Source organism: Streptomyces luomodiensis, from assembly GCF_031679605.1.
Classification (GTDB): domain Bacteria; phylum Actinomycetota; class Actinomycetes; order Streptomycetales; family Streptomycetaceae; genus Streptomyces; species Streptomyces luomodiensis.
Genome location: NZ_CP117522.1, coordinates 2,502,637 through 2,528,787, shown reverse-complemented (window position 1 = coordinate 2,528,787; position 26,151 = coordinate 2,502,637). Strand labels below are relative to the sequence as shown.

20 protein-coding genes and 3 rRNA genes are annotated in these 26,151 nt (G+C 68.0%); 17 read left to right on the top strand and 6 right to left on the bottom strand.

What is annotated here, in order from left to right:
* Positions 1–546 precede the first annotated feature (546 nt).
* A complete protein-coding gene (locus PS467_RS10795) occupies positions 547–3,225 on the top strand; it encodes an ABC transporter ATP-binding protein/permease (protein ID WP_311035080.1) in 2,679 nt (892 codons plus the stop codon).
* A 116-nt stretch (positions 3,226–3,341) separates the two neighbouring features.
* On the opposite strand, the gene PS467_RS10790 is transcribed toward PS467_RS10795, so the two are convergent.
* The gene (locus tag PS467_RS10790) at positions 3,342–4,094 is read right to left on the bottom strand and encodes a transglycosylase SLT domain-containing protein (RefSeq protein ID WP_311035079.1); all 753 of its coding nucleotides are present in this window, start codon (positions 4,092–4,094) and stop codon (positions 3,342–3,344) included.
* A 441-nt stretch (positions 4,095–4,535) separates the two neighbouring features.
* Between PS467_RS10790 and PS467_RS10785 the strand changes: the two genes are divergently transcribed.
* From PS467_RS10785 to PS467_RS10775, 3 genes are all read left to right on the top strand, one after another.
* Positions 4,536–5,699 carry a GAF domain-containing sensor histidine kinase gene (locus PS467_RS10785; protein ID WP_432280566.1) on the top strand — a complete coding sequence of 388 codons (1,164 nt, stop codon included), beginning with the start codon at positions 4,536–4,538 and terminating at the stop codon, positions 5,697–5,699.
* A complete protein-coding gene (locus tag PS467_RS10780; RefSeq protein ID WP_311035078.1) occupies positions 5,692–6,339 on the top strand; it encodes a response regulator in 648 nt (215 codons plus the stop codon). The genes PS467_RS10785 and PS467_RS10780 overlap by 8 nt, the downstream gene beginning before the upstream one ends.
* Before the next feature lie 138 nt (positions 6,340–6,477).
* Positions 6,478–6,714 (top strand): chaplin, encoded by a 237-nt coding sequence (locus PS467_RS10775; protein ID WP_311035077.1) that lies wholly within the window; start codon positions 6,478–6,480, stop codon positions 6,712–6,714.
* A gap of 153 nt (positions 6,715–6,867) precedes the next feature.
* Here PS467_RS10775 and PS467_RS10770 read toward each other — a convergent pair whose 3' ends face one another.
* Complete coding sequence (locus tag PS467_RS10770; protein ID WP_311035076.1) at positions 6,868–7,671, bottom strand: Rv1486c family protein; 804 nt, start codon at positions 7,669–7,671, stop codon at positions 6,868–6,870.
* 92 nt (positions 7,672–7,763) lie between these two features.
* On the opposite strand from PS467_RS10770, the gene PS467_RS10765 reads away from it, so the two are divergent.
* The 3 genes from PS467_RS10765 to PS467_RS10755 all read left to right on the top strand — a co-directional run bounded on the left by PS467_RS10765 (position 7,764) and on the right by PS467_RS10755 (position 10,190).
* Positions 7,764–8,573 (top strand): ABC transporter ATP-binding protein, encoded by an 810-nt coding sequence (locus PS467_RS10765; protein WP_311035075.1) that lies wholly within the window; start codon positions 7,764–7,766, stop codon positions 8,571–8,573.
* 79 nt (positions 8,574–8,652) lie between these two features.
* On the top strand, positions 8,653–9,078 hold the full coding sequence (locus PS467_RS10760) for an NfeD family protein (RefSeq protein ID WP_311035074.1): 426 nt from the start codon (positions 8,653–8,655) through the stop codon (positions 9,076–9,078).
* A 152-nt stretch (positions 9,079–9,230) separates the two neighbouring features.
* Entirely contained in the window at positions 9,231–10,190 is a 960-nt protein-coding gene (locus PS467_RS10755; protein WP_268971213.1) for an SPFH domain-containing protein, read from the top strand.
* A 31-nt stretch (positions 10,191–10,221) separates the two neighbouring features.
* Here PS467_RS10755 and PS467_RS10750 read toward each other — a convergent pair whose 3' ends face one another.
* Together PS467_RS10750 and PS467_RS10745 are read right to left on the bottom strand one after the other, a co-directional pair.
* On the bottom strand, positions 10,222–10,725 hold the full coding sequence (locus tag PS467_RS10750) for an HNH endonuclease (protein WP_268971212.1): 504 nt from the start codon (positions 10,723–10,725) through the stop codon (positions 10,222–10,224).
* Between the two features lie 105 nt (positions 10,726–10,830).
* Positions 10,831–11,370 carry a YbhB/YbcL family Raf kinase inhibitor-like protein gene (locus tag PS467_RS10745; protein WP_311039817.1) on the bottom strand — a complete coding sequence of 180 codons (540 nt, stop codon included), beginning with the start codon at positions 11,368–11,370 and terminating at the stop codon, positions 10,831–10,833.
* An 87-nt stretch (positions 11,371–11,457) separates the two neighbouring features.
* On the opposite strand from PS467_RS10745, the gene PS467_RS10740 reads away from it, so the two are divergent.
* Positions 11,458–11,784, top strand: a complete 327-nt coding sequence (locus PS467_RS10740) for a barstar family protein (RefSeq protein ID WP_268971211.1) — start codon at positions 11,458–11,460, stop codon at positions 11,782–11,784.
* A gap of 77 nt (positions 11,785–11,861) precedes the next feature.
* Here the strand turns inward: PS467_RS10740 and PS467_RS10735 are convergent, their stop codons facing one another.
* Positions 11,862–12,644 carry a sporulation protein gene (locus tag PS467_RS10735; RefSeq protein ID WP_268971210.1) on the bottom strand — a complete coding sequence of 261 codons (783 nt, stop codon included), beginning with the start codon at positions 12,642–12,644 and terminating at the stop codon, positions 11,862–11,864.
* 168 nt (positions 12,645–12,812) lie between these two features.
* Between PS467_RS10735 and PS467_RS10730 the strand changes: the two genes are divergently transcribed.
* The 6 genes from PS467_RS10730 (at position 12,813) to PS467_RS10705 (ending at position 21,239) form a co-directional block, all read left to right on the top strand.
* Complete coding sequence (locus PS467_RS10730) at positions 12,813–13,475, top strand: DNA-3-methyladenine glycosylase (RefSeq protein WP_311035073.1); 663 nt, start codon at positions 12,813–12,815, stop codon at positions 13,473–13,475.
* 530 nt (positions 13,476–14,005) lie between these two features.
* Positions 14,006–15,532, top strand: a 16S ribosomal RNA gene (locus PS467_RS10725).
* Between the two features lie 259 nt (positions 15,533–15,791).
* A 23S ribosomal RNA gene (locus tag PS467_RS10720) occupies positions 15,792–18,911 on the top strand.
* Between the two features lie 110 nt (positions 18,912–19,021).
* Positions 19,022–19,138: ribosomal RNA gene (rrf, locus tag PS467_RS10715) — 5S ribosomal RNA — on the top strand.
* Together the 16S, 23S and 5S rRNA genes form the textbook arrangement of a ribosomal RNA operon.
* Positions 19,139–19,401: 263 nt before the next feature.
* On the top strand, positions 19,402–20,403 hold the full coding sequence (locus PS467_RS10710) for a hypothetical protein (RefSeq protein ID WP_311035072.1): 1,002 nt from the start codon (positions 19,402–19,404) through the stop codon (positions 20,401–20,403).
* Positions 20,388–21,239 (top strand): tetratricopeptide repeat protein, encoded by an 852-nt coding sequence (locus PS467_RS10705; RefSeq protein WP_311035071.1) that lies wholly within the window; start codon positions 20,388–20,390, stop codon positions 21,237–21,239. The genes PS467_RS10710 and PS467_RS10705 overlap by 16 nt, the downstream gene beginning before the upstream one ends.
* 68 nt (positions 21,240–21,307) lie before the next feature.
* Here PS467_RS10705 and PS467_RS10700 read toward each other — a convergent pair whose 3' ends face one another.
* Positions 21,308–22,693, bottom strand: coding sequence for a DUF1015 family protein (locus PS467_RS10700; protein WP_311035070.1), 1,386 nt, complete (start codon positions 22,691–22,693; stop codon positions 21,308–21,310).
* Between the two features lie 76 nt (positions 22,694–22,769).
* Here PS467_RS10700 and PS467_RS10695 point away from each other — a divergent pair, with 76 nt between their 5' ends.
* The 3 genes from PS467_RS10695 to PS467_RS10685 all read left to right on the top strand — a co-directional run bounded on the left by PS467_RS10695 (position 22,770) and on the right by PS467_RS10685 (position 26,122).
* Positions 22,770–23,825 (top strand): HAD hydrolase-like protein, encoded by a 1,056-nt coding sequence (locus PS467_RS10695; protein WP_311035069.1) that lies wholly within the window; start codon positions 22,770–22,772, stop codon positions 23,823–23,825.
* 183 nt (positions 23,826–24,008) lie between these two features.
* A complete protein-coding gene (locus PS467_RS10690) occupies positions 24,009–25,058 on the top strand; it encodes a FecCD family ABC transporter permease (protein ID WP_311035068.1) in 1,050 nt (349 codons plus the stop codon).
* Positions 25,055–26,122, top strand: a complete 1,068-nt coding sequence (locus PS467_RS10685) for a FecCD family ABC transporter permease (RefSeq protein WP_311035067.1) — start codon at positions 25,055–25,057, stop codon at positions 26,120–26,122. Before PS467_RS10690 ends, PS467_RS10685 begins: the two co-directional genes overlap by 4 nt.
* The last annotated feature ends 29 nt before the right edge of the window (positions 26,123–26,151 follow it).

The window sequence follows — 26,151 nt, the reverse complement described above, 5'->3', positions numbered from 1 at the left end:
GAACGTTCATGTCCAGGTCGCCGTGGCGTCATACCTCGCATGATCGGCGGTGCCGTCCCCCCACGCCCCCAGTGCCACCCCCGTCCCTCAGCTCCCATCCCCCCGTGCCCCGTCTCCCAGCCCCACGTCTCACCGCACGGCGGCCACCCACACCGCGCCCGCCCGGCAGCGAGCGGCCGGGTGCCACGGCGAAGCCGACGGACACCGTGGCGTCGACGGGCGCGGACCAGCGCGGATGCCGTCGATCGTGACCGTATCGTTGTCCACCCAGATCAGCCCGGCGAGCAGGAGCGGGAAAGGAGGCGGCCACGAGGCCCGCGCGCGTCCGCCCCGTCCGCATCGATCAGGTTGCCCGGATAAACAGCGATCCGGGCTGTCTGTCAGCGCTTACCACTTTCCGAGGGCCTTTCGGATGAGTCAACACCGCCCGAGATGTGGTCTTGTCAAAACCCGACTTTCAGTTAAGGGACTGAGCCTGAAATAGTTCCCCACGATGTTCGCCATCCCTAGACTCCCTGTGACAGGGGGTAGCTCGGGGGACAACTAGTGGGGCGTGGAGTGCCGGAACTCGTACTGGAATTGAACGGACAGACCTGGACACTTGACCCGTCGAGGTCGTACAGCCTGGGGCGTGACCCGCAGGGCGACATGGTGCTGGACGACGCCAGGGTCTCCTGGCGACATGCCACGGTGCGCTGGGGCGGGAGCAGTTGGATCATTGAGGATCAGGGATCCACCAACGGCACCTATGCGCAAGGTCGGAGAATCCAACAGATGGAAATCGGCCCTGGTTCGGCCGTCCATCTCGGCAACGCCACCGACGGTCCCCGGCTCAGCGTCTCCGGCAACGGTGCCGCTTCGATGGGCGCCGCGGGCGGGTACGGCCAGCAGGCGGCGATGGGCATGCCTCAGCAGGCTCAGCAGCCTCCGGCTCAGCAGTCTCCCGCCCACCAGCCGCAGCAGCAGCCCGGTTCCGGCTGGCCGCAGCAGGGCGCACCGCAGCCGCACCAAGGCTGGCCGCAGCAGCACCAGCCGCAGCAGCAGCCCCAGGCCCCGCACCAGCAGCAGCCGTTCATCCCACAGCAGCAGGCGCCCCACCAGCAGCAGGCCCCCCAGCAGCCACAGGCCCAGGCCCAGGCCCCGCAGCACAACCCCGCGCAGAAGGTCCCCGGCGCCGGTCCCTCCGGCGGCCCGGCCGGTGCCGCGCCCGCCCAGGGCGACCGCAGCCCGACCACCTTCCACCAGCTGGCCGCCGGCCGGGTGATGCGGATCGGCCGTGCGCTGGAGAACGACCTGGTCGTCTCCGATCTGCAGGTCTCCCGCCACCACGCCGAGTTCCGGGCGCTGCCCGACGGCCGCTTCGAGATACGCGACCTCGGCAGCCACAACGGCACCTATGTCAACGGTCAGCCGGTCCGGCAGCAGATCATCGGCCCCTCCGACACCGTCGGTGTCGGTCACTCCACCTTCCGGCTCGTCGGCGACCGCCTCGAGGAGTTCGTCGACACCGGTGAGGTCTCCTTCTCGGCCCGCCATCTGACGGTGACCGTCGACGGCGGCAAGCAGATCCTCAAGGACGTCTCCTTCGGCGTCCCGGAGAAGTCCCTCGTCGCGGTCATCGGCCCGTCCGGCTCCGGTAAGTCCACGCTGCTGAAGGCGCTCACCGGATACCGCCCGGCCAACCAGGGCGATGTCCTCTACGACAACCGGAACCTCTACAAGCAGTTCGCCGAGCTGCGCCAGCGCATCGGTCTGGTGCCCCAGGACGACATCCTGCACAAGGAGCTGTCCGTCCAGAAGGCCCTCCGGTACGCCGCCAAGCTCCGCTTCCCCGGTGACACCGCCGCGGCCGAGCGCGAGGCCCGGATCGACGAGGTCCTGCGCGAGCTCAAGCTCGACATCCACCGGGAGAAGAAGGTCACCGCCCTCTCCGGCGGTCAGCGCAAGCGGGTCTCCGTCGCGCTGGAGCTGCTCACCAAGCCGTCGCTGATCTTCCTGGACGAGCCGACCTCCGGTCTCGACCCGGGCATGGACCGCGATGTCATGCAGCTGCTGCGCGGGCTCGCCGACGACGGCCGCACCGTGCTGGTGGTCACCCACTCGGTCGCCGAGCTGGCGCTGTGCGACAAGCTCCTGGTGATGGCGCCGGGCGGCTCGGTCGCCTACTTCGGCCCGCCGGACGAGGCGCTCAACTTCTTCGGCTACGACAGCTGGGCGGATGTCTTCTCGGCGTTCGAGAACTACCGCGACTACGACTGGGCGGGCCGCTGGCGCGGTTCGCAGCACTACCAGATGTACGCGGCGGACCTGGACTCCGTCGCCCCGCAGTCCGTCCATGTCCAGGCCCCGCCGACCCGGATGCAGAAGCCGCAGAGCTGGGGATCCCAGTTGTGGACGCTGATCCGCCGCTATCTGTCGGTGATCGGCTCGGACAAGGGCTTCATGGGACTGATGGCGATCCTGCCCGCCGTACTGGGCGCGGTGAGCGTCGTCATCCCGGCGAAGTTCGGCCTCCAGATGGCCCCGAAGGGCTCGTTCAACCAGGCTGCCGGGACCATTCTGCTGATCCTCGTGGTCGGCATGTGCTTCACCGGCGCGGCCAACTCCGTGCGAGAACTGATCAAGGAACGGGTGATCTACGAACGGGAACGGGCGGTCGGCCTGTCCCGCTCCGCGTATCTGATGTCCAAGGTGATCGTGCTCGGCGTGATCACCGCGGTCCAGGGCATCATCATCTGCGCCATCGGTCTCTCGACGCGCAAGCTGCCCGAAGAGGGCCTGCTGATGCCGCCGGCCGCCGAGCTCTGCCTGGCCGTCATCGCGATCGGCTTCACCTCGATGATGTTCGGCCTGGTGATCTCGTCCCTGGTGAAGACCGCCGAGAAGACCATGCCGCTGCTGGTCATGTTCGCGATCGTCCAGGTCGTCTTCACCGGTGTGCTGTTCAAGATCTTCGGTTCGCCGGGCGTGGAGCAGTTCGCCTGGCTGATGCCGTCCCGCTGGGCGGTCGGCGCGGCCGGCGCCACGCTGGACCTGGGACCGGGCTCCGGCCACATGATGGCGCCGTGGGACAGCAAGAAGCCCCTGGACACCGATCCGCTGTGGGAGCACACCACGACGCAGTGGGGCATCGACATGGTGGCGCTGCTCGTCCTGGGCATCGCCTGCGGCTTCGCGGTCGCACGGCTGCTGCGCCGCCATGAGCCGGAGGTCATGCGCAAGTAGCCGCGGCCGTCACCACCGTCCTGACGTCACCGAAAAGGGTGACGGCACCCCTCGCACACAGGGGGTGCCGTCGCCCTTCGGCGTGTGAACGCCGGGTCCGGGACGGGCCGTTGGATTTAGTACGGGCCGTTCACGTTGTCCATCGAGCCGTACCGCGCGGCGGCGTAGTTGCACGCGGCGGTGATGTTCGCGACCGGGTCGTAGGGGTCCCAGGAGGTGCCCTCGACGTGGTACTGCTTGAACGTCGGGGCTATTACCTGGAGCAGGCCCTTGGAGGGCACGCCGTTCTGGGCGTTGATGTCCCAGAGGTTGATGGCGCGCGGGTTACCGCCGGACTCCCGGATGATGTTGCGGTGGATGCCCTCGTAGGTCCCCGGAATGCCCTTTTCCTTCATGATGTCGAGGGATTCGCGGATCCAGCCGTCGAGGTTGTCCGGGTAGTTCTTGGTGTCCTTGGCAGCGGCGACCGTCTCGACACGCGTGGTGGAGCGGCTCGCGGCCTGCTTGACTGCCCGCTCCTTGGCGGCCTTGGCCTCGGCGGCCTTCTTCTTCGCGGCCTCTTCCGCGGCCTTCTTCTTCGCGGCCTCTTCCGCGGCCTTCTTCTTGGCGGCGGCCTCTTCCTTGGCCTGCTTCTCGGCGGCGGCCGACTGCTTCACCAGGACCTCGTGGTGCGCCTGGCTGTCGGCCTTCTGGGAGGTGAGGGCAACCGGCTTGTTCGGCAGGTCCTGGGCCGTCGTCTGGGCACCGGTGTCACCGCCGGGGACGACCGCGAAGGCTATGGCGGCCGCACCGGCGGCCGCGATACCGGCGGCGGAGTACTTGTGCGTTTTGGTCAGACGGTGGTAGCCGGGGATGTTGGGCAGGGGCATGGCGGAGTAGACCTCTTCCAATCGCTTTGAGTCGCAGGCCAAATCGGCGCGCAGAGCGCCGTTCATCGATCTACGGCGCCGTGCGACTGGGGGAAATTCTTAGCTGCCGCAAAAAGCTGTCGCAAAGCAGTGACATACGATGCTGCTTAGTGGATAAGTAGGCCGCTCATGCCCATGCGAACGGCCGTCATCCCCGCTCAGTCGCCTATGAAACGTCCACTAAGTACGTTCGTAAGTGCTTTAGGTCCTGTGTCCGGGCTCACATCGCGGAGCCTCTCATATTGCGGGGTGTGCCCACGCAAATGCACAGGGTGTTTGTATTTTCCACTCCTGTAACAGCCCCTTCGGGCGCCTTGAGTGCGCCGTTCGACCTAGGGCTCGGGTCTTATCAGGTGGCCGCCGACCGGCCGATATGGCCCCCGGATGGCGGTCGGTACGGTAATGCTCATGACGAAAGGACGGGGCGGCGGAACCGAGGCCGGGCTGCGCCGGGTGAGCGGTGCGCTGCTCGCCATGAGCAGACATCTGGAAGTCCGTGATGTCCTAAAGACCATCGTTGTGTCCGCCCGTGAGCTGCTCGATGCGGAGTATGCCGCTCTGGGGGTGCCGGATGATCACGGAGGTTTCGCCCAGTTCGTAGTAGATGGGGTGAGCGAGGAGCAGTGGAAGGCCATCGGGCCGCTGCCCCGGCAGCACGGCATTCTCGCCGCCATGCTCAAGGACGCCACTCCGCAGCGACTCGCCGATGTACGACTTGATCCGCGTTTCGGTGGATGGCCATCAGCTCATCCCGATATGTCTGATTTTCTGGGTCTTCCTATTGCCGACGGCGATGAAGTCCTCGGCGCGGTATTCCTCGCCAACAAGCGATGCCCCAAGCCCCAGGGCGGCTGCGGTTTCACCGCAGAGGACGAGGAGCTGCTCGCCATCCTGGCCCAGCACGCCGCCATCGCCCTGACCAATGCCCGGCTCTACGAGCGCAGCCGCGAACTCACCATCGCCGGGGAGCGGGCCAGGCTCGCCCACGAGCTGCACGACGCGGTCTCCCAGAAGCTCTTCTCGCTGCGGCTGACCGCCCAGGCCGCCACCGCCCTCGTGGACCGCGACCCGGTCCGGGCCAAGGACGAGCTCCGGCAGGTCGCGCAGCTCGCCGCCGAGGCCGCCGACGAGCTGCGCTCCGCCGTCGTGGAACTGCGCCCCGCCGCCCTCGACGAGGACGGCCTCGTGGCGACCCTGAGAACGCAGGTGCGGGTGCTCGACCGGGCCCATTCCGCCCGTGTCACCTTCGCCTGCCACGGCGTACGGGCGCTGCCCGCCGCCCAGGAGGAGGCGCTGCTGCGGGTGGCCCAGGAGGCGCTGCACAACGCGCTGCGCCACGCCGACGCACAACAGGTCGACGTCACCCTCGCCCGGTACGGCCAGGGCGCCCGGCTCCGCGTCGCCGACGACGGCAGGGGGTTCGACCCCTCGGCCGTACGGCGCGCCGGGCGCCACCTCGGGCTGGTGTCGATGCGGGACCGGGCCGGTGGCGTCGGTGGCCGCCTGACCGTAGAGTCGGCGCCCGGTAAGGGCACCGTGATCGAGATGGAGGTGCCCGGTGGCTGACCCGGGGCGGATTCGGGTGCTGCTCGTCGACGACCACCAGGTGGTGCGGCGCGGACTGCGCACCTTCCTCGAGGTCCAGGACGACATCGAGGTGGTCGGCGAGGCGTCGGACGGCGAGGAGGGCATCGCCCGCGCCGAGGAGCTGCGCCCCGACGTGGTCCTCATGGACGTGAAGATGCCCGGCCTCGACGGCATCGAGGCGCTGCGCACCCTGCGGGACCTCGACAACCCCGCCCGGGTGCTGGTCGTGACCAGCTTCACCGAGAAGCGCACGGTGGTCCCCGCCCTGCGCGCGGGCGCCTCGGGCTACGTCTACAAGGACGTGGACCCCGAGGCGCTGGCCCGCGCCATCCGGTCCGTCCACTCCGGGCATGTGCTGCTCCAGCCCGACGTGGCCCTCGCACTGCTCTCCCAGGAGGAGAACGGCGGCGGCCAGGGGCGCGGCGGCTCACTCACCGAGCGGGAGCGCGAGGTACTGGCCCTGATCGCGGACGGCCGGTCCAATCGGGAGATCGCCCGTGCACTGGTGCTATCCGAAAAGACCGTGAAAACCCATGTGTCCAATATTCTGATGAAATTGGATCTCGCCGACCGCACCCAGGCCGCGCTGTGGGCGGTAAGGCATGGGATCGGAGCCTGAACAGCGTTTCTCCGTGCAATCACACCAACGTGTAGCCGTCACTCGAACAGCGCAACTCGTCGTGAGCGGGGCCGTTCTTCACGGCGTACTGCGGCGGACCGTCGCAGCGACACGCTTATGGATGAAGGGTCTTGAGAAGTGAAGAACATCAAGAGGTTCGCTGCCATCACCATCGCGGCCGGCGGACTCGCCGTGGCCGGTGCCGGTGCCGCCTCCGCCCAGGGCCCCCAGGCCGACGGTGGGGCCACGACGTCCCCGGGTGCCGTGTCCGGTAACAACATTCAGGTGCCCGTCCACGTGCCCGCGGGGGTCTGCAGCAACACCATTACCGCGATCGGGGCCATGAACTTCGCCTACCCCGGCGTCTGCCGCTGACGATTCCCTGTCCGGGCGAACACACCCGACGCACCACCGGCCGGCCCCGGAGGCACCCGCCTCCGGGGCCGGTCCCATGACACTCCGGCGAAGGCACCCCCGGGGAGCCGGCGCCCCGCCCCCGGAGACAGCCCGGGAAGACACCCGCGAGGGTCAGAGACCGCCCCGCTCCCGCTCCTCCACATACGCGTTGTACGCCGCCACCTGCGCCCGCCGCGAGGTGCGCTCCACCGGCCGCAGCGCCTCGGCCCGCGCCGCGATCTCCGACGCGCTCACCGCACCGCCGTGCTCCCGGCCGTCCCCGCCCGCCGTGTACGCGATGTCCACCAGGGCGCCCACCCGCTGCGCCAGCTCCAGAACCCGGATGGCCCGTGGCGGATAGCCCGGGGCCAGCACCTCGCGCCCCCGCTCGGCCCGCGCCCGGTACGCCTCCAGGGCCGCCTGCGCCACCGGGCCCGATCCGGCCACGTTCAGCCGCGAGAGCACCTCCGTGGCCTCCCGCAGCGCCTCGGCGAGCTCCCGCTCGGCCTCGCCCAGCGACGGCACATCGGCCGGCGGCGCCTCCCGCACGCCCTGGCACCGCCACACCACCTCGATGTGCTGATCGCCCTCGGGCCCGGCCGCCGACACCTCGGGCACCAGGCCGAGCGCGACCCCCGTGGCGATCACCGCCTCGCCCGCGTCGAGCGCCTGGGCGTTGAACTCCGGCGGACCGCTCAGCCCCAGGGGATGCCCCGCTATGGGCAGCGCCACCCGCAGCCCCTTGGCCCCGAGCGCCCGCAGCCGCCCCAGCGCCAGCGTGAGCCCCACCGGCCCGGACTCCCCCGGAAGCCCGGCCACACGGTGCGACGCGTCCTCTCCCGCGATGCGATGCGCGGCCTCATCGGGGGAGACAAGTCCGGCAAGAAGGGCATTTCCCCAAGCCGCGAGGCGCCCTGAACGTGGTTCATCGAGCATGGCACCAGCCTAAGGACTGGTACCGACAACGTGTGGCGTAGGTTTTCCCCAGGGGGCTGCGCCCACAGGCGCACGCACGACTCGAGACTGCAATGGGAGACAACGCGCTCATGAGCGAGGTTCTGGAGCTGCTGGACGTATCGGTGGTCCGCGATGGTCGGGCTCTGGTGGACGAGGTCTCCTGGTCGATCAAAGAGGGAGAGCGCTGGGTCATCCTCGGCCCCAACGGCGCGGGTAAGACCACCCTCCTCAACCTCGCGTCCAGCTATCTCTTCCCGAGCACCGGCAGCGCCCGGATCCTCGGCGAGCTGCTCGGCCACGTCGACGTCTTCGACCTGCGCCCGCGCATCGGCATGGCGGGCATCGTCATGGCCGAGAAGCTGCCGCGCAGCCAGACCGTCCTCCAGACGGTCCTCACCGCCGCCTACGGCATGACGGCGCACTGGCAGGAGAACTACGACGCGGTCGACGAGTCCCGCGCCCGCGCCTTCCTCGACCGCCTCGGCATGAACGAGTACCTCGACCGGAAGTTCGGCACCCTCTCCGAGGGCGAGCGCAAGCGCACCCTCATCGCCCGCGCCATGATGACCGACCCCGAGCTGCTGCTCCTCGACGAGCCCGCGGCCGGACTCGACCTCGGCGGCCGCGAGGACCTCGTCCGCCGCCTCGGACGGCTCGCCCGCGACCCGCTCGCCCCGTCGATGATCATGGTGACACATCATGTCGAGGAAATCCCCCCCGGCTTCACCCATGTTCTGATGATCCGCCAGGGAAGGGTGCTCTCCGCCGGCCCGGTCGAGACCGAACTGACCTCCCGTAACCTCTCCCGCTGCTTCGGCCTCCCGCTGGTCGTCGAGCGCAACGGCGACCGCTGGACCGCCCAGGGCCTGCCGCTGAAGTGACCGCCCCAGGCGCCCGCCGTGCCACCGGCAGGTGATCCGCGCACTGTCCCCGAGGACCGGCGCCAACTACCATGACCGTGTGGATCCGTGGGTGTGGTGGCTGATCGCCGCCGTAGGACTGGGCATCCCGCTCGTGCTGACCGCGATGCCCGAATTCGGGATGGTCGCGGTCGGCGCCGTGGCCGGTGCCATTATCGACGCGCTCGGTGGCGGCATCGTGCTCCAGGTCGTGGTCGCCTGCGCCGTCTCCGTCGCGCTGGTCGCCGTGGTACGGCCGATGGCGGTCCGCAGCCGCCGTCAGCAGCCCGAACTGCGCAGCGGCATCGACGCGCTGAAAGGACGCCAGGCCATCGTCCTCGAGCGCGTCGACCACAGCGGCGGCGGCCGGATCAAACTCGCCGGCGAGGTGTGGTCCGCCCGCTCCCTCGACCCCGGCCAGAGCTACGAACCGGGGCAGCAGGTCGACGTGGTGGACATCGACGGTGCGACAGCCGTCGTCATGTAGACGCCGTACCGGAAGTGTCCCAACAAGAGCTGAGGACAACCCGGTTGAGCTGCGGAGTCGGCCATCAATCTGACAGACTCCACCCTCGGGAACCGCCCAACCTGATCATCCCGACCATCCGAACCGCCGCATGAAGGGCACGGGGAGCCGCTGTGGAACCGATCATCATCGTCCTGATCATCCTCGTGGTGCTGGTGTTCATCGCACTGATCAAGACGATCCAGGTCATCCCGCAGGCCAGTGCCGCCATCGTGGAGCGCTTCGGACGCTACACACGCACCCTCAACGCGGGCCTCAACATCGTCGTCCCGTTCATCGACTCGATCCGCAACCGCGTCGACCTCCGTGAACAGGTCGTGCCCTTCCCCCCGCAGCCGGTGATCACCCAGGACAACCTGGTCGTGAACATCGACACCGTCATCTACTACCAGGTGACCGACGCCCGCGCCGCCACCTACGAAGTCGCCAGCTACATCCAGGCGATCGAGCAGCTGACCGTCACCACCCTGCGGAACATCATCGGTGGCATGGACCTCGAGCGCACCCTGACCTCCCGCGAGGAGATCAACGCGGCGCTGCGCGGCGTCCTCGACGAGGCCACCGGCAAGTGGGGCATCCGCGTCAACCGCGTCGAGCTCAAGGCCATCGAGCCGCCGACCTCCATCCAGGACTCGATGGAGAAGCAGATGCGCGCCGACCGTGACAAGCGCGCCGCGATCCTCCAGGCCGAAGGTGTCCGGCAGTCCGAGATCCTGCGGGCCGAGGGTGAGAAGCAGTCCGCGATCCTGCGGGCCGAGGGTGAGTCCAAGGCCGCCGCGCTGCGCGCCGAGGGCGAGGCCCAGGCGATCCGTACGGTCTTCGAGTCCATCCACGCCGGAGACCCGGACCAGAAGCTGCTCTCGTACCAGTACCTCCAGATGCTGCCGAAGATCGCCGAGGGCGACGCCAACAAGCTCTGGATCGTGCCCAGCGAGATCGGCGACGCCCTCAAGGGACTCGGCGGGGCCATGGGGAACTTCGGCCCGTTGACCGGCGGCGGAAACGGTGGCGGCGCCCCCGCCGCCACCGGTAAGGAGCCCGCCCCGCGCCGCGAACAGCCCACGATCGACTGACGTCACGGCGGCGGGACGGGCCCCGGGACCCTCAGGCCGGCAGCGCCAGCCACTCCGGCAGACCGTCCCGCTCCGCCGCCCCCAGCGCCAGCAGCAGCGCATCCGAAGGCGTCGGCTCGAACGGCGCCTTGAGCAGCCGCATCCCCGCCTGCTCCGGAGTCCGGTCCGCCTTACGGTGGTTGTCCTCGGCACAGGAGGCCACCGTGTTCAGCCAGGTGTCCCCGCCCCCGCGCGACCGCGGCACCACATGGTCCACGGTCGTCGCCCGGCGGCCGCAGTACGCGCACCGGTGCTGGTCCCGCACCAGCACCCCGCGCCGCGACCACGGGGCACGTCTTCGGAACGGCACCCGCACGTAACGGCACAGCCGGATCACCCGCGGCAGCGGCAGATCCACCTCCGCGGCCCGCACCCGCAGCCCCGGATGGGCGTGTTCGACGACCGCCTTCTCCTGGAGCACCAGCACCACGGCGCGCCGCAGCGTCACCGTCGCCAGCGGCTCGAAGCTCGCATTCAGAACCAGCGTCTCGCGCATCCCGACCACCCCCGCATCCCGGCGTCCGGCCCCGCCCGGACATGTGCGGGGCCGGGATCAACTCTGGCCGGGAGCCTGGCCGGGAACAACGCAATTTCGGCCGCGTCAGCTCGCGGCCGGAACCTCGTACTCCCCGATCAACTGGGCCCGCCCCAGCGTGTGGAACCGCAGATTGAAGCCGACCACCGCGGGCGAGGCATCCGCGTCCGGGCCGAGCTTCTCCGTGTCCACCGCGTAGACGGTGAACACATAGCGGTGCGGACCGTCCCCGGGCGGCGGCGCGGCACCGCCGAAGTCACGCGTGCCGTAGTCGTTGCGCGCCTGCACGGCACCAGCGGGCAGGCCCGCGAAGCCGCCGCTGCCCGCACCCGCCGGAAGCTCGGTGACCGTGGCCGGGATGTCGAACACCACCCAGTGCCAGAAACCGCTGCCCGTCGGCGCGTCCGGGTCGAAGCAGGTGACGGCGAAGCTCTTCGTACCCTCCGGGAAGCCCTCCCAGCGCAGCTGCGGGGACGTGTTCCCCTCGGCGTGCACCTGGGCGGACTTCAGCGTGCCGCCCGGCTCCACATCGTCGCTCACCACCGTGAACGACGGCACCGGCGGATGGAAGTCATGGGGAAGCGGTGGCCGGTTCTGCTCGGACACGTCGAGAACCTCCTCGAAGTCGCAGTGGATCATCTCCGCGGCCAGCCTAACGAGACCCGTACCCGGAGGGCTGGCACCATGGCGCCCATGACCGGCCCGACCCTCGCCCTCCACCTACGCCTCGACGGCGTGACGGACAAGAGCGGCTTTCTCGACCGCTGCGCCCGGGACCTGCGCTTTCCCGACTGGTACGGGCGCAACTGGGACGCCCTCGCCGACTGCCTCACCGATCTGTCCTGGCTGGCCGAGGGCGGCGAGCCCAGCGGCTGTCTGCTGGACATCCAGGGCTGGCCGGCCTTCCGCGACGCGGCCCCCGACGCCGCCGCGATCGCGGCGGACATCCTCGCCGACGCGGAGGCGTACTGGGCGGCGCAGGGGCGGCCGCTGGTGGTGCGCTACGACGACGGGCCCTGACGTACGACGCGGGGCGCACACCGCGATGCCTTCGGTGTGCGCCCCGCGCGGGAGTTCAGCGCAGCGGAGGGAAACCCTCAGAACCAGTTGCGCTTGCCGCCGACCTCGGCGAGCCACTGGTTCAGGTACGCGGCCCAGTCGGTGTCCTGGAAGGACGCCAGGTTCATCGTGAACGACCGGTAGGTGTCACTGCCCTCGGTGAACAGCCCCGGCTTCTTGTCCATCTCCAGCACCACGTCCATCTCGCGGTCGTCCGCCACGAAGGACAGCTCCACCTGGTTCAGACCCCGGTACTGCTCCGGCGCGTAGAACTCGATCTCCTGGTAGAAGGGCAGCCGCTGGCGCGTCCCGCGGATGTGTCCCTTCTCCAGGTCGGCGCTCTTGAACCGGAAGCCGAGGGCACCGAACGCGTCCAGGATCGCCTGCTGGGCCGGGATCGGGTGCACATTGACCGGGTCCAGATCGCCCGAGTCCACCGCGCGCGCGATCGCCAGCTCCGTGGTCACCCCCACGTTCATCCCGGTCAGATGCCGGCCCAGGAACATGGTGATCGGAGTCTCCCACGGGATCTCCAGGCCGAACTGCACCGCGTGCACCGCACCCGGCTGCACCTCGAACGCACCGCCCAGCTGCTGCCGGGTGAACTCGATGTCCTGCTTGTACTCCTGGTCGTTGCCCTCCACCTCGACCCGCGCCTGTAGGCCGACCGAGAGCCCCTCGATCTGCTGCGCGACCGAGCCGCCCTGGATCCGGACCTCGCCCTGCACGATGCCACCCGGGACGACGTTCTCCTCGGTCAGCACCGTCTCCACCGAAGCGCCACCGGCACCCAGACTCGCGAGCAGCTTCTTGAAGCCCATGTTCTCCCTCTCAAGGACGCGACTGCGTCTTGACCTGATCGCACTCGATCACTGTTGACACGTAGGAACGCGAAACCGCACTGGACGGTTCCGCGGCTCATACCTTCCCAGCGGATCGGTGCCCTCTCCAACCACCGGTTCATATCTGTTCCACTACGCTCGGGGCGCGTGACACCAGGACCTGATCGCCAGCCGCTCGACCGTGCCTTCTTCGACCGACCCGTCCTCGAGGTCGCGCCCGACCTCCTGGGCCGCGTCCTGGTGCGACGCACCCCGGACGGCCCGATCGAACTGCGGCTGACCGAGGTCGAGGCCTACGCGGGCCCGGCGGACCCCGGCTCGCACGCCTACCGGGGGCGCACCGAGCGCAATGCCGTGATGTTCGGCCCCCCGGGTCATGCGTATGTCTACTTCACCTACGGCATGTGGCACTGCCTCAACCTGGTCTGCGGACCGGAGGGCCACGCCAGCGGGGTGCTGCTGCGCGCGGGCGAGGTACTGCACGGCCATGAGCGGGCCCATGAGCGCCGGCCGAAGGCCCGTAACGACCACGAGCTGGCCAAGGGACCGGCCCGGCTGGCCACGGCCCTGGGCGTGGACCGCCGGCTGAACGGCACCGACGCCTGCGCCGGCGCCGATGCCCCGCTGGGCATACTCACCGGCCACCCCGCCCGGCCCGACCAGGTGCTCAGCGGTCCGCGCACCGGAGTGGGCGGCGAGGGCGCAACTCACCCCTGGCGCTTCTGGATCGACGGTGACCCCTCGGTGAGCCCCTACCGGGCACACACCCCGCGTCGCCGAAGTGCGACGCGCCGTCAGGTCGGAACTTGACTCCGTTGGACCGGACGCCTAACGTAGCCCGAGCCGCTTGAGACGGGCAGCGCTGTCGGCGCGATCTGAAGATCACGTCACCGCAGCTCCGGAGCGGCCAACCACTACCGACGATTCCCGAAGAGGGTCCTATTTCGCTGCGCGAAATCAAGGCCCGGGGCTCCGATTAGGCGCCCGGCAGGAAATTGGCTAAAGTAGTGGACACGCCGGAAGGCGCGAAACACCCCGCTCCAACAGGGGGCCGGAAACGGAATTCGGATCGGAAACGGACCGGAAATCGGATCTGGTAAGGTTGGAAACACCGAAGGGAAGCGCCCGGAGAAACCGGTGAAAGGGTTTCGAAGGAAGCGTCCGTTCCTTGAGAACTCAACAGCGTGCCAAAAGTCAACGCCAGATATGTTGATAACCCCGTCCATCTCGGACGAGGTTCCTTTGAAAAACACACAGCGAGGACGCTGTGAACGGGACTGGATTATTCCTCCGGTTCTGTTCCGCTCTCGTGCAGTGTTTGCCGGGATATCCCGGAAGCATTCACGGAGAGTTTGATCCTGGCTCAGGACGAACGCTGGCGGCGTGCTTAACACATGCAAGTCGAACGATGAACCGGTTTCGGCCGGGGATTAGTGGCGAACGGGTGAGTAACACGTGGGCAATCTGCCCTGCACTCTGGGACAAGCCCTGGAAACGGGGTCTAATACCGGATATGACCGCTGACCGCATGGTCTGGTGGTGGAAAGCTCCGGCGGTGCAGGATGAGCCCGCGGCCTATCAGCTTGTTGGTGGGGTGATGGCCTACCAAGGCGACGACGGGTAGCCGGCCTGAGAGGGCGACCGGCCACACTGGGACTGAGACACGGCCCAGACTCCTACGGGAGGCAGCAGTGGGGAATATTGCACAATGGGCGCAAGCCTGATGCAGCGACGCCGCGTGAGGGATGACGGCCTTCGGGTTGTAAACCTCTTTCAGCAGGGAAGAAGCGCAAGTGACGGTACCTGCAGAAGAAGCGCCGGCTAACTACGTGCCAGCAGCCGCGGTAATACGTAGGGCGCAAGCGTTGTCCGGAATTATTGGGCGTAAAGAGCTCGTAGGCGGCTTGTCGCGTCGGATGTGAAAGCCCGGGGCTTAACTCCGGGTCTGCATTCGATACGGGCAGGCTAGAGTTCGGTAGGGGAGATCGGAATTCCTGGTGTAGCGGTGAAATGCGCAGATATCAGGAGGAACACCGGTGGCGAAGGCGGATCTCTGGGCCGATACTGACGCTGAGGAGCGAAAGCGTGGGGAGCGAACAGGATTAGATACCCTGGTAGTCCACGCCGTAAACGTTGGGAACTAGGTGTGGGCGACATTCCACGTTGTCCGTGCCGCAGCTAACGCATTAAGTTCCCCGCCTGGGGAGTACGGCCGCAAGGCTAAAACTCAAAGGAATTGACGGGGGCCCGCACAAGCGGCGGAGCATGTGGCTTAATTCGACGCAACGCGAAGAACCTTACCAAGGCTTGACATACATCGGAAACACTCAGAGATGGGTGCCCCCTTGTGGTCGGTGTACAGGTGGTGCATGGCTGTCGTCAGCTCGTGTCGTGAGATGTTGGGTTAAGTCCCGCAACGAGCGCAACCCTTGTTCTGTGTTGCCAGCATGCCTTTCGGGGTGATGGGGACTCACAGGAGACTGCCGGGGTCAACTCGGAGGAAGGTGGGGACGACGTCAAGTCATCATGCCCCTTATGTCTTGGGCTGCACACGTGCTACAATGGCCGGTACAATGAGCTGCGAAGCCGTGAGGTGGAGCGAATCTCAAAAAGCCGGTCTCAGTTCGGATTGGGGTCTGCAACTCGACCCCATGAAGTCGGAGTCGCTAGTAATCGCAGATCAGCATTGCTGCGGTGAATACGTTCCCGGGCCTTGTACACACCGCCCGTCACGTCACGAAAGTCGGTAACACCCGAAGCCGGTGGCCCAACCCTTGTGGGGGGAGCCGTCGAAGGTGGGACTGGCGATTGGGACGAAGTCGTAACAAGGTAGCCGTACCGGAAGGTGCGGCTGGATCACCTCCTTTCTAAGGAGCACATAGCCGACTGCGAGCGAATGTCTCGCACGGTTGCTCATGGGTGGAACGTTGACTATTCGGCATCGTCTTGGATGCTTTCTCTGCTAGTACTGCCTCTTCGGGGGCGTGGAACACAGAGTGAGTAGGAGGCGGTGTCGGGCACGCTGTTGGGTGTCTGAGGGAATGAACCCTCGGTTGGCCGGAGTCCATGTTGGTGGTGGGCGACTGGTCGTTGCTTGAGAACTGCACAGTGGACGCGAGCATCTGTGGCCAAGTTTTTAAGGGCGCACGGTGGATGCCTTGGCACCAGGAACCGATGAAGGACGTGGGAGGCCGCGATAGGCCCCGGGGAGCTGTCAACCGAGCTGTGATCCGGGGGTGTCCGAATGGGGAAACCCGGCAGTCGTCATGGGCTGTCACCCATACCTGAACACATAGGGTATGTGGAGGGAACGCGGGGAAGTGAAACATCTCAGTACCCGCAGGAAGAGAAAACAACCGTGATTCCGGGAGTAGTGGCGAGCGAAACTGGATGAGGCTAAACCGTATGTGTGTGATACCCGGCAGGGGTTGCGCATGCGGGGTTGTGGGAGTGAGCTTCAGTCGTCTGCCGGCGGCTGGGTGAGTCAGAAACCATTGCGATAGGCGAAGGGCATGCGAAAGGCCCGGCGTAGAGGGTAAGACCCCCGTAGCTGAAATCGTGGTGGCTTGCTTGCTTGTTTCCCAAGTAGCACGGGGCCCGAGAAATCCCGTGTGAATCTGGCGGGACCACCCGCTAAGCCTAAATATTCCCTGGTGACCGATAGCGGATAGTACCGTGAGGGAATGGTGAAAAGTACCGCGGGAGCGGAGTGAAATAGTACCTGAAACCGTGTGCCTACAAGCCGTGGGAGCGTCGCGCAGAGACTTGTCTCTGCGTCGTGACTGCGTGCCTTTTGAAGAATGAGCCTGCGAGTTTGCGGTGTGTTGCGAGGTTAACCCGTGTGGGGGAGCCGTAGCGAAAGCGAGTCCGAAGAGGGCGTTTGAGTAGCACGCTCAAGACCCGAAGCGGAGTGATCTAGCCATGGGCAGGTTGAAGCGGAGGTAAGACTTCGTGGAGGACCGAACCCACCAGGGTTGAAAACCTGGGGGATGACCTGTGGTTAGGGGTGAAAGGCCAATCAAACTCCGTGATAGCTGGTTCTCCCCGAAATGCATTTAGGTGCAGCGTCGTGTGTTTCTTGCCGGAGGTAGAGCACTGGATAGGCGATGGGCCCTACCGGGTTACTGACCTTAGCCAAACTCCGAATGCCGGTAAGTGAGAGCGCGGCAGTGAGACTGTGGGGGATAAGCTCCATGGTCGAGAGGGAAACAGCCCAGAGCATCGACTAAGGCCCCTAAGCGTACGCTAAGTGGGAAAGGATGTGGAGTCGCAGAGACAACCAGGAGGTTGGCTTAGAAGCAGCCATCCTTGAAAGAGTGCGTAATAGCTCACTGGTCAAGTGATTCCGCGCCGACAATGTAGCGGGGCTCAAGCGTACCGCCGAAGTCGTGTCATTGCAGCATGAGGCCTAACGGCTGTTGTGATGGGTAGGGGAGCGTCGTGTGCCGGGTGAAGCAGCCGTGTAAGCGAGTTGTGGATGGTTCACGAGTGAGAATGCAGGCATGAGTAGCGATTCACACGTGGGAAACGTGTGCGCCGATTGACTAAGGGTTCCTGGGTCAAGCTGATCTGCCCAGGGTAAGTCGGGACCTAAGGCGAGGCCGACAGGCGTAGTCGATGGACAACCGGTTGATATTCCGGTACCCGCTTTGAAGCGCCAACGCTGAACCAGGCGATGCTAAGTCCGTGAAGCCGCCCTGGATCCTTCGGGTGAAGGGGAGTGGTGGAGCCGACGGTCCAGACCTGTAGTAGGTGAGTGATGGGGTGACGCAGGAAGGTAGTCCAGCCCGGGCGGTGGTTGTCCCGGGGTAAGGGTGTAGCCCGAGGGGTAGGTAAATCCGTCTCTCATTATGGGTGAGACCTGATGCCGAGCCGATTGTGGTGAAGTGGATGATCCTATGCTGTCGAGAAAAGCCTCTAGCGAGTTTCATGGCGGCCCGTACCCTAAACCGACTCAGGTGGTCAGGTAGAGAATACCGAGGCGTTCGGGTGAACTATGGTTAAGGAACTCGGCAAAATGCCCCCGTAACTTCGGGAGAAGGGGGGCCATTGCTGGTGATGAGTTTTGCACTCGGAGCTGGTGGTGGCCGCAGAGACCAGCGAGAAGCGACTGTTTACTAAAAACACAGGTCCGTGCGAAGCCGTAAGGCGATGTATACGGACTGACGCCTGCCCGGTGCTGGAACGTTAAGGGGACCGGTTAGTGGGGTTTCGACTCCGCGAAGCTGAGAACTTAAGCGCCAGTAAACGGCGGTGGTAACTATAACCATCCTAAGGTAGCGAAATTCCTTGTCGGGTAAGTTCCGACCTGCACGAATGGCGTAACGACTTCTCGACTGTCTCAACCATAGGCCCGGTGAAATTGCACTACGAGTAAAGATGCTCGTTTCGCGCAGCAGGACGGAAAGACCCCGGGACCTTTACTACAGCTTGATATTGGTGTTCGGTTCGGCTTGTGTAGGATAGGTGGGAGACTGTGAAGCCGCAACGCCAGTTGTGGTGGAGTCGTTGTTGAAATACCACTCTGGTCGTGCTGGATGTCTAACCTGGGTCCGTGATCCGGATCAGGGACAGTGTCTGGTGGGTAGTTTAACTGGGGCGGTTGCCTCCTAAAGGGTAACGGAGGCGCCCAAAGGTTCCCTCAGCCTGGTTGGCAATCAGGTGTTGAGTGTAAGTGCACAAGGGAGCTTGACTGTGAGACCGACGGGTCGAGCAGGGACGAAAGTCGGGACTAGTGATCCGGCGGTGGCTTGTGGAAGCGCCGTCGCTCAACGGATAAAAGGTACCCCGGGGATAACAGGCTGATCTTCCCCAAGAGTCCATATCGACGGGATGGTTTGGCACCTCGATGTCGGCTCGTCGCATCCTGGGGCTGGAGTCGGTCCCAAGGGTTGGGCTGTTCGCCCATTAAAGCGGTACGCGAGCTGGGTTTAGAACGTCGTGAGACAGTTCGGTCCCTATCCGCTGTGCGCGTAGGAGTCTTGAGAAGGGCTGTCCCTAGTACGAGAGGACCGGGACGGACGAACCTCTGGTGTGCCAGTTGTTCTGCCAAGGGCATGGCTGGTTGGCTACGTTCGGGAGGGATAACCGCTGAAAGCATCTAAGCGGGAAGCCTGCTTCGAGATGAGGGCTCCCACCTCCTTGAGGGGTTAAGGCTCCCAGTAGACGACTGGGTTGATAGGCCAGATATGGAAGCCGGGTGACCGGTGGAGTTGACTGGTACTAATAGGCCGAGGGCTTGTCCTCAGTTGCTCGCGTCCACTGTGTGGTTCCCGGGTTGCGAACAGTCGCACCGGTGAATCAGTTCCACTTGACTTAATTGAAGAGTGTGCTTGTTCGCTAGAACCCGATAGGGTTTCGGTGGTCATTGCGTTAGGGAAACGCCCGGTTACATTCCGAACCCGGAAGCTAAGCCTTTCAGCGCCGATGGTACTGCAGGGGGGACTCTGTGGGAGAGTAGGACGCCGCCGAACAATCTTTTAGGACCCCTGGTCCCAGCGTGCATGCTGGGACCAGGGGTCCTTTTGTTTTTTCTGGAGCCGCATCGGTGCGTCCGATGCGGGAGAATGTCTGTAGTACATGAAGACAGGAGTCACGCCGATGTCCACCAACTCTCCCGACGACCGGACAGGCCGCGAGCCGCGGCGCCGGGACGCCGGCGACCGGCGCGAGTTCCGCGGCTCCGGGCCGCGCCGTGACGGCGGCCGTGGTGGTTTCCGTCGTGATGATCGCCGCGATGACCGGCGTGATGAGCGGCCGCGCGGGCCGCGCCGGGATGACGACCGTGGCGGGTTCCGCCGTGGCGATGACCGCCGCGACGATCGCAGGGATGACCGGCCGCGTGGGCCGCGTCGGGACGATGACCGCGGAGGCCGTCCCGGTGGCTACGGGCGCCGCGACGACCGGGGCGGCCGTCCTGCCGGCCGTTACGAGCGCCGGGACGAGCGTCGTGATGACCGTCGTGATGAGCGGCCGCGCGGACCGCGCCGGGATGATCGCGACGGTGGCTTCCGCCAGGGTGGCTTCCGTCGGGACCGTGACGATCGGCCGGGCTTCCGCCGGGACGATGACCGTGGCGGCTACCGGCGCGATGACCGTCGGGATGACCGCCGTGACGAGCGGCGGGACGATCGTGGTGGGTTCCGCCGCGATGACCGTGACCGCGACCGTGGCGGTCGTGGTGGTGGCGGATACGAGCGCCGTGACGAGCGGACTTCGTACCGGCGTGACGACGACCGTGGCGGCTACCGCCGTGACGACCGTGACCGTGGTGGCTTCCGGCGCGATGACGATCGTGGTGGGTTCCGCCGTGACGACCGTGACCGTGGTGGGTTCCGGCGCGATGACGACCGTGGTGGGTTCCGCCGTGACGACCGTGACCGTGGTGGGTTCCGGCGTGATGACGACCGTGGTGGGTTCCGGCGGGACGACCGGCGGGATGAGCGGCGTGACGAGCGTCGGGACGACCGGCCGCGCGGGCCGCGGCGCGACGACCGTGACGGCGGCTTCCGGGGCGGTCGCGACGACCGCGGGCCGCGCCGTCCGTACGGTCAGGGCCGGGGTCGGGACGACCGCCGCTCCGGCGGAGGTGGTTTCAACCGCCGCGATGACCGCTCCGGCGGCTACGGGCGCCGCGATGAGCGCGGCAGGGACCGCGACCGCGAGCCGATCAAGCGGCTGCCGATCCCCGAGGACGTCACCGGCGAGGAGATCGACAAGAGCGTGCGGCAGGAGCTGATGAGCCTGCCGAAGACGCTCGCCGAGGATGTCGCGAAGAACCTCGTCATGGTCGCCAAGCTGCTGGACGACGAGCCCGAGCGGGCGTACCAGTACTCGCGGGTCGCCCTGCGGCTCGCTTCCCGGGTGGCCGCCGTGCGCGAGGCCGCGGGCTTCGCGTCGTACAGCGTCGGGAAGTACGCCGAGGCGCTCGCGGAGTTCCGTGCCGCGCGCCGGATGACCGGCAGTTCCGAGCTGTGGCCGGTGATGGCCGACTGTGAGCGCGGTATGGGCCGTCCCGAGCGGGCGCTGGCCATGGCCGGTGAGCCCGAGGTGCAGAAGCTGGACCGGGCCGGGCAGGTCGAGATGCGGATGGTGGCCGCCGGAGCCCGGCGCGACATGGGCCAGGGCGAGGCCGCCGTCGTCACCCTGCAGAGCCCGGAGCTGGCCTCGAACTCGATCCAGCCGTGGACCGCCCGGCTGCGCTACGCGTATGCCGACGCGCTGCTGGGGGTCGGCCGCGAGGACGAGGCCCGGGAGTGGTTCGCCAAGGCGCTCGAGGCGGACCAGGGCGGGACCACGGACGCGTCGGACCGGCTCGCCGAGCTGGACGGGGTCGAGTTCGTGGACGCCCTCGACCCCGAGCAGGAGGGGGCGGACGTTCCCCAGCCGGACGTTCCCCAGCCGGTCGAGGAGGCCGAGGGCGAGGACCGGGGCGAGGAGTCCGAGTCCGGCGAGGACCAGGCCGAGGACCAGGACCAGGCCGAGGACCAGGACCAGGCCGAGGACGCCGAGCCGGTGGGGGAGGCGACGTCCGGGCCCCGGGCCGAGCGTGACAAGGACGGCGACGACAGCTGACGCCATGAGTGGGGCGGGATTCCGGAAGGGGTTCCGCCCCACTCGTCTGTCCGCCGCGGCCGAAGGGCTCAGCCCAGCGTCAGGCTCCGCAGCACCAGCCCCGTCGCCGGTTTCGGTCCGAAGGACGTCGACTTGTGCGGCATCGCGATGCCCTGCCGCGCCAGCTCGTGTACGACGTCCTCGGACACCGGATGCATCAGCACCGCCGTACCGCCCAGCCGCTCGGCCTGCTCGACGGCCGCCGCCGGGTCGTGGAGGTAGCCGATGTGCTCGGGCGTGTCCGGGACGTGCCACAGATGGTCCAGCAGGACGTGGTGGAGCACCGTCGCGTCCAGCGTCCGCCATGCCTCCGGCCGTCCCTCGGGGACCGTACGGGCCAGCACCTGCGGGTCCGGCCGGTCCAGGAGGTGGAAGCGGCCGTCCCCGGCCAGCAGGAAGGCGTTCGGCGGCGTGGCCGCGGCCGCCTTGGCGAGCCGCTCCAGGGCGCGCGGCATGGGGCCGTCGATCTCCCGTACGCGGAAGGCGCGTCGTGCCGCGGTGAGCGCCTCGGCCGGTGGCAGCCGGCGGAGCAGCCGGTGGATGGCCCGGACCCGGAGGGGGTAGCGGGCGGTGTCGACGAGCAGGACGAGCCCGAAGTCCCAGGGGCCGGGCTCCCGGCGCTCCTCGCGCAGCCGCAGATAGGTGGCCCAGCGGTGGTGGCCGTCGGCGATGAGGGCCTGGTGGTGGCGGAGGTCGGCGGCGACCTCCACCAGGTCGGCGGGGTCCGTGACGCGCCAGAGGTGGTGGTCGACGCCGTCCTCGGTGGTCGTGGAGAGCAGCGGTGCGCGCCGGATGGCGCGTTCGATGACCCGCGCGGCCCCGCCGGTGCCCTTCTCCGCTGGTCCGTTCCCCGTGGTGCCGTTCCCCGTGGTGCCGTTCCCTGCGCTTCCGTTCTCCGCTGGTCCGTTCGGTCCGTTTCCCGGGGGCCCGTTCTCGTGGCCGCGGTAGGCGAGCAGCAGCGGCTCCAGATGGGCGGCGGTGGCGCGCATCAGATCGGCGCGGTCCTCGACGACATGCGGCATGACCTCTTCGTGGGGGAGGACGATGCCCTCCTCGCGCGGGCTCAGCCGCAGTGCGCCGATCAGTCCGCGCTGGAGCGTCCGGCCGTCGCGCTGCTCGTAGACGTAGAGCGCGGGCTCGGGGTCCGCGGCGAGCACTCCGTCGGCCTGCCAGCGGCGCAGCGTCTCGGCGGCCTGGCGGTGGCGGGCGGCCGGGGTGCCGGCCTGCGGCAGGATCAGCCGGACGATGTTGTACGGGTCCTCCGCCTCGAGCCGGCGCAGACCATCGGGCCGTACGACCACGTCGTAGGGCGGTGAGGTGACGGCGGCGAGGCTGCCGACCCGCTCCGCGACATAGCGCAGCCCCCGGAAGGGAGTGAGCTGGAGACCTTGTCCGCCAGGCCCTGGAATGCTCATCAGTGAATGTTATGCCCCGCGCGGCGATACGCGATGATCGGGGGAGAAGCGCACAGATCTGCGAGGAGTGGCCCCCATGAACCAGCCCGTCCGCACCCGGCCCGAATCCAGTCGACGGCCGCTGCACGAGGCGTACGACACGGCCCTGCTGGACCTCGACGGGGTGGTGTACGCGGGCGGCGAGGCCATTGAGCATGCGGTGGAGTCGCTGGTCACCGCGCGGGACGACGGGATGCGGCTGGCGTATGTGACCAACAACGCGCTGCGGACGCCGGAGGTGGTGGCCGAGCATCTGACGCGGCTCGGGGTGCCTGCCGCCCCCGACGATGTGATCACCTCCGCGCAGGCGGTCGCCCGGCTTATCTCCGAGCAGCTGCCGGAGGGGGCGCGGGTGCTGGTGATCGGCGGGGAGGGGCTGCGGGTGGCGCTGCGCGAACGCGGGCTGACGCCGGTGGACTCGGTGGACGACGACCCGGCGGCGGTGGCGCAGGGGTACGGGGGGCCGGAGATGCCCTGGGCACGGCTGATGGAGGCGGGGTACGCGGTGGCGCGCGGGGTGCCGTGGTTCGCCTCCAACCTGGATCTGACGATTCCCAGCGGACGGGGCATCGCACCGGGCAACGGCGCGGCGGTGGAGGTCGTACGCATCGCGACGGGCGCGTCCCCGCAGGCCGCGGGGAAGCCGCTGCCGCCGATGCACCGGGAGACGATCCTGCGCACCGGCGCCCGGCGGCCGCTGGTGGTCGGGGACCGGCTGGACACCGATATCGAGGGCGCGTACGCGGGCGGGGTGGACTCGCTGCTCGTGCTGACCGGGGTGACCACGCCCGCGCAGCTGCTGGCCGCCGAGCCGAAGTACCGGCCGGCGTATGTGGACCGCGACCTGCGGGGGCTGCTCACCCCGCAGCCGGAGGTGGAGCACGACGGGTCGGCGGGCTCGGCGGGCACGGCGGGCGCTTTCCGGTGCGGCGGCTGGGTCGCACGGGCCGAGGGCGGGGCGCTGGTGCTGGAGGGCGACGGCGATGAGCCGCTGGACGGTCTGCGGGCGCTGTGCGCGGCGGCGTGGGCCGAGGCGGGGGACGGTGTGAGCGACGCGGACGCGGGGAAGGCTCTGGCGCGGCTGGGGCTGTGAGCCGAGCGCGGACGCGGGGAAGACGCGGCGTTGGCGGCTTGCGCGGCCGGCGTCGGCTGCGTTGGGTGGCTGGGGCTGTGAGCCCGGCCACGAACTCCGGTGATCCCGCATGGATGCGGTCAGTAAGACTTAGGGTAACCTAACCTAAGTCATGATCGGCCGTGCTATGAGGTGGAGTTCCGCGTGACCGTGGTCAGTCCGGCGAAAGCCGGGACCGAGACAGCGAGCGCGCCGCCCCGGCGGCGCACCGCGCGCCGTGCGACCGGCCTGGTCGTCTCCCTGGGCGTGCTGGTGGCGATCGCCGCGGCGTCCATCGCGATCGGTGCCAAACCGATTCCGCTGGACCAGGTGTGGCACGGGCTGTTCCACTACACCGGCGACAACACCGATGTGGTGATCCGGGACGTACGGCTGCCGCGCACCATCCTCGGTCTGCTCGTCGGCGCTGGGCTGGGTCTCGCAGGTGCCGTCATCCAGGCGCTCACCCGCAACCCGCTCGCCGACCCCGGACTGCTGGGGCTGAACGCGGGCGCGTCCGCCGCCGTCGTCTCGGCCATCAGCTTTTTCGGCGTCACATCCCTGACCGGCTATGTGTGGTTCGCGTTCCTCGGCACCGCCGTCGTGGCCGTGCTGGTGTACGCGCTCGGCGGCAGCCGGAGCGCCACCCCGGTGCGGCTCGCGCTCGCCGGGATGGCGGTGTACGCGGCTCTCTACGGATACGTCAACGCCGTTGAGCTGCTGGACACCGCGGCGCTCGACAAGATGCGCTTCTGGACGGTCGGTTCGCTCGCTTCCGCGAACATGAGCGTCGTCCGGCAGGTGGCGCCGTTCCTCCTGGTCGGCATGGTGCTGGCGGTCGCGCTGGGCCGTTCGCTGAACGCCGTGGCCCTCGGCGACGACACGGCGCGCGCGCTCGGCACCAACCTCAACCGCACCCGGGCGCTCTCCATGGGCGCGGTCACGCTGCTGTGCGGGGCCGCGACCGCCGCCTGCGGACCGATCGCGTTCGTCGGGCTGATCGTGCCGCATCTGGTGCGCGCGCTCACCGGGCCCGATATGCGCTGGATCCTGCCGTACGCCGCCGTGCTCTCGCCCGTGCTGCTGCTGGGCGCCGATGTGATCGGGCGGGTGATCACCCGGCCCGCGGAACTCCAGGTCGGCGTCGTCACCACCTTCATCGGCGGACCTCTCTTCATCTACCTCGTACGTCGCCGAAGGATGGCCGAACTGTGAACGCGAGCAAGCGCACCAGCAAGCCCGGGACGCGCGGAGCCGTGCTGCGCACCCGTGGCGGCCTCTCGCTGCGCCTGGACGTCCGGGGCATGGTCGTGGGGGCGCTGCTGATCGCCCTGGCGCTGGTGATGAGCGTCGTGCTGATCGGCACCGGGGACTACCCCATCGCCCCCGTCGACGTGGTGCGCACGCTGTTCGGCGACGGCACGATGGCCCAGGACTTCATCGTCAACGATCTGCGGCTGCCGCGCGTACTGGTGGGGCTGCTGGTCGGCGCCTCCCTGGGGCTGGCCGGGGCGATCGTCCAGTCCATCTCCCGCAACCCGCTGGGCAGTCCGGATGTGCTCGGTCTCGGCCAGGGCTCGGCGGCGGGGGCGCTCACCGTGATCGTCCTCGTCCAGGGCAGTCCGGCCGAGGTCGCCGCCGGTGCGCTCGGCGGCGGCCTGCTGACCGGACTCGGCGTCTACGCGCTGGCCTGGCGGCGGGGCGTACAGGGGTACCGGCTGGTGCTGGTGGGCATCGGCGCGTCCGCGATGCTCACCGCCGTCAACGGCTATCTGCTCACCAAGGCCGACGTGGTGGACGCGACCCGCGCGGTGGTGTGGATCGCCGGATCGCTCAACGCGCGGGACTGGAACCAGGTCTGGCCGCTGCTGTCCGTCTGCGTGGTGCTGCTGCCCGTGGTCTTCAGCCACGCCCGCGGGCTGCGGATGCTGGAGATGGGCGACGACAGCGCCTACGCCCTCGGGGTGCGGGTGCAGCGGACGCGGATGGTGCTGATGGGTTCGGCCGTGCTGCTGACGGCGGCCGCCACGGCCGCCGCCGGGCCCGTCGCCTTCGTGGCGCTGGTCGCCCCGCAGCTGGCCCGCAGGCTCACCCGCTCGGCGGGCCCGAATCTGCTGCCGTCGGCCTGGATGGGCGCGGGGCTGCTGATCACCGCCGACTGGGCCTCACAGCGCGCCTTCGGGGCCGATCAGCTTCCGGTGGGGGCGCTCACCGGGATGCTGGGCGGCGCCTATCTGCTGTGGCTGCTGGTGACCGAGCGCAAGGCGGGGCGGATATGACGAGTGTGGACACGACCCGGACGGAAGAC

What these genes read in the sequence shown, in the direction of transcription:
- PS467_RS10790 (WP_311035079.1), bottom strand. Translation starts at nt 4,094, where the DNA reads ATGCCCCTGCCCAACATCCCCGGCTACCACCGTCTGACCAAAACGCAC.
- PS467_RS10785 (WP_432280566.1), top strand. Translation starts at nt 4,536, where the DNA reads ATGCTCATGACGAAAGGACGGGGCGGCGGAACCGAGGCCGGGCTGCGC.
- PS467_RS10770 (WP_311035076.1), bottom strand. Translation starts at nt 7,671, where the DNA reads ATGCTCGATGAACCACGTTCAGGGCGCCTCGCGGCTTGGGGAAATGCC.
- PS467_RS10765 (WP_311035075.1), top strand. Translation starts at nt 7,764, where the DNA reads ATGGGAGACAACGCGCTCATGAGCGAGGTTCTGGAGCTGCTGGACGTA.
- PS467_RS10750 (WP_268971212.1), bottom strand. Translation starts at nt 10,725, where the DNA reads ATGCGCGAGACGCTGGTTCTGAATGCGAGCTTCGAGCCGCTGGCGACG.
- PS467_RS10740 (WP_268971211.1), top strand. Translation starts at nt 11,458, where the DNA reads ATGACCGGCCCGACCCTCGCCCTCCACCTACGCCTCGACGGCGTGACG.
- PS467_RS10735 (WP_268971210.1), bottom strand. Translation starts at nt 12,644, where the DNA reads ATGGGCTTCAAGAAGCTGCTCGCGAGTCTGGGTGCCGGTGGCGCTTCG.
- PS467_RS10710 (WP_311035072.1), top strand. Translation starts at nt 19,402, where the DNA reads ATGACCGGCGTGATGAGCGGCCGCGCGGGCCGCGCCGGGATGACGACC.
- PS467_RS10700 (WP_311035070.1), bottom strand. Translation starts at nt 22,693, where the DNA reads ATGAGCATTCCAGGGCCTGGCGGACAAGGTCTCCAGCTCACTCCCTTC.
- PS467_RS10695 (WP_311035069.1), top strand. Translation starts at nt 22,770, where the DNA reads ATGAACCAGCCCGTCCGCACCCGGCCCGAATCCAGTCGACGGCCGCTG.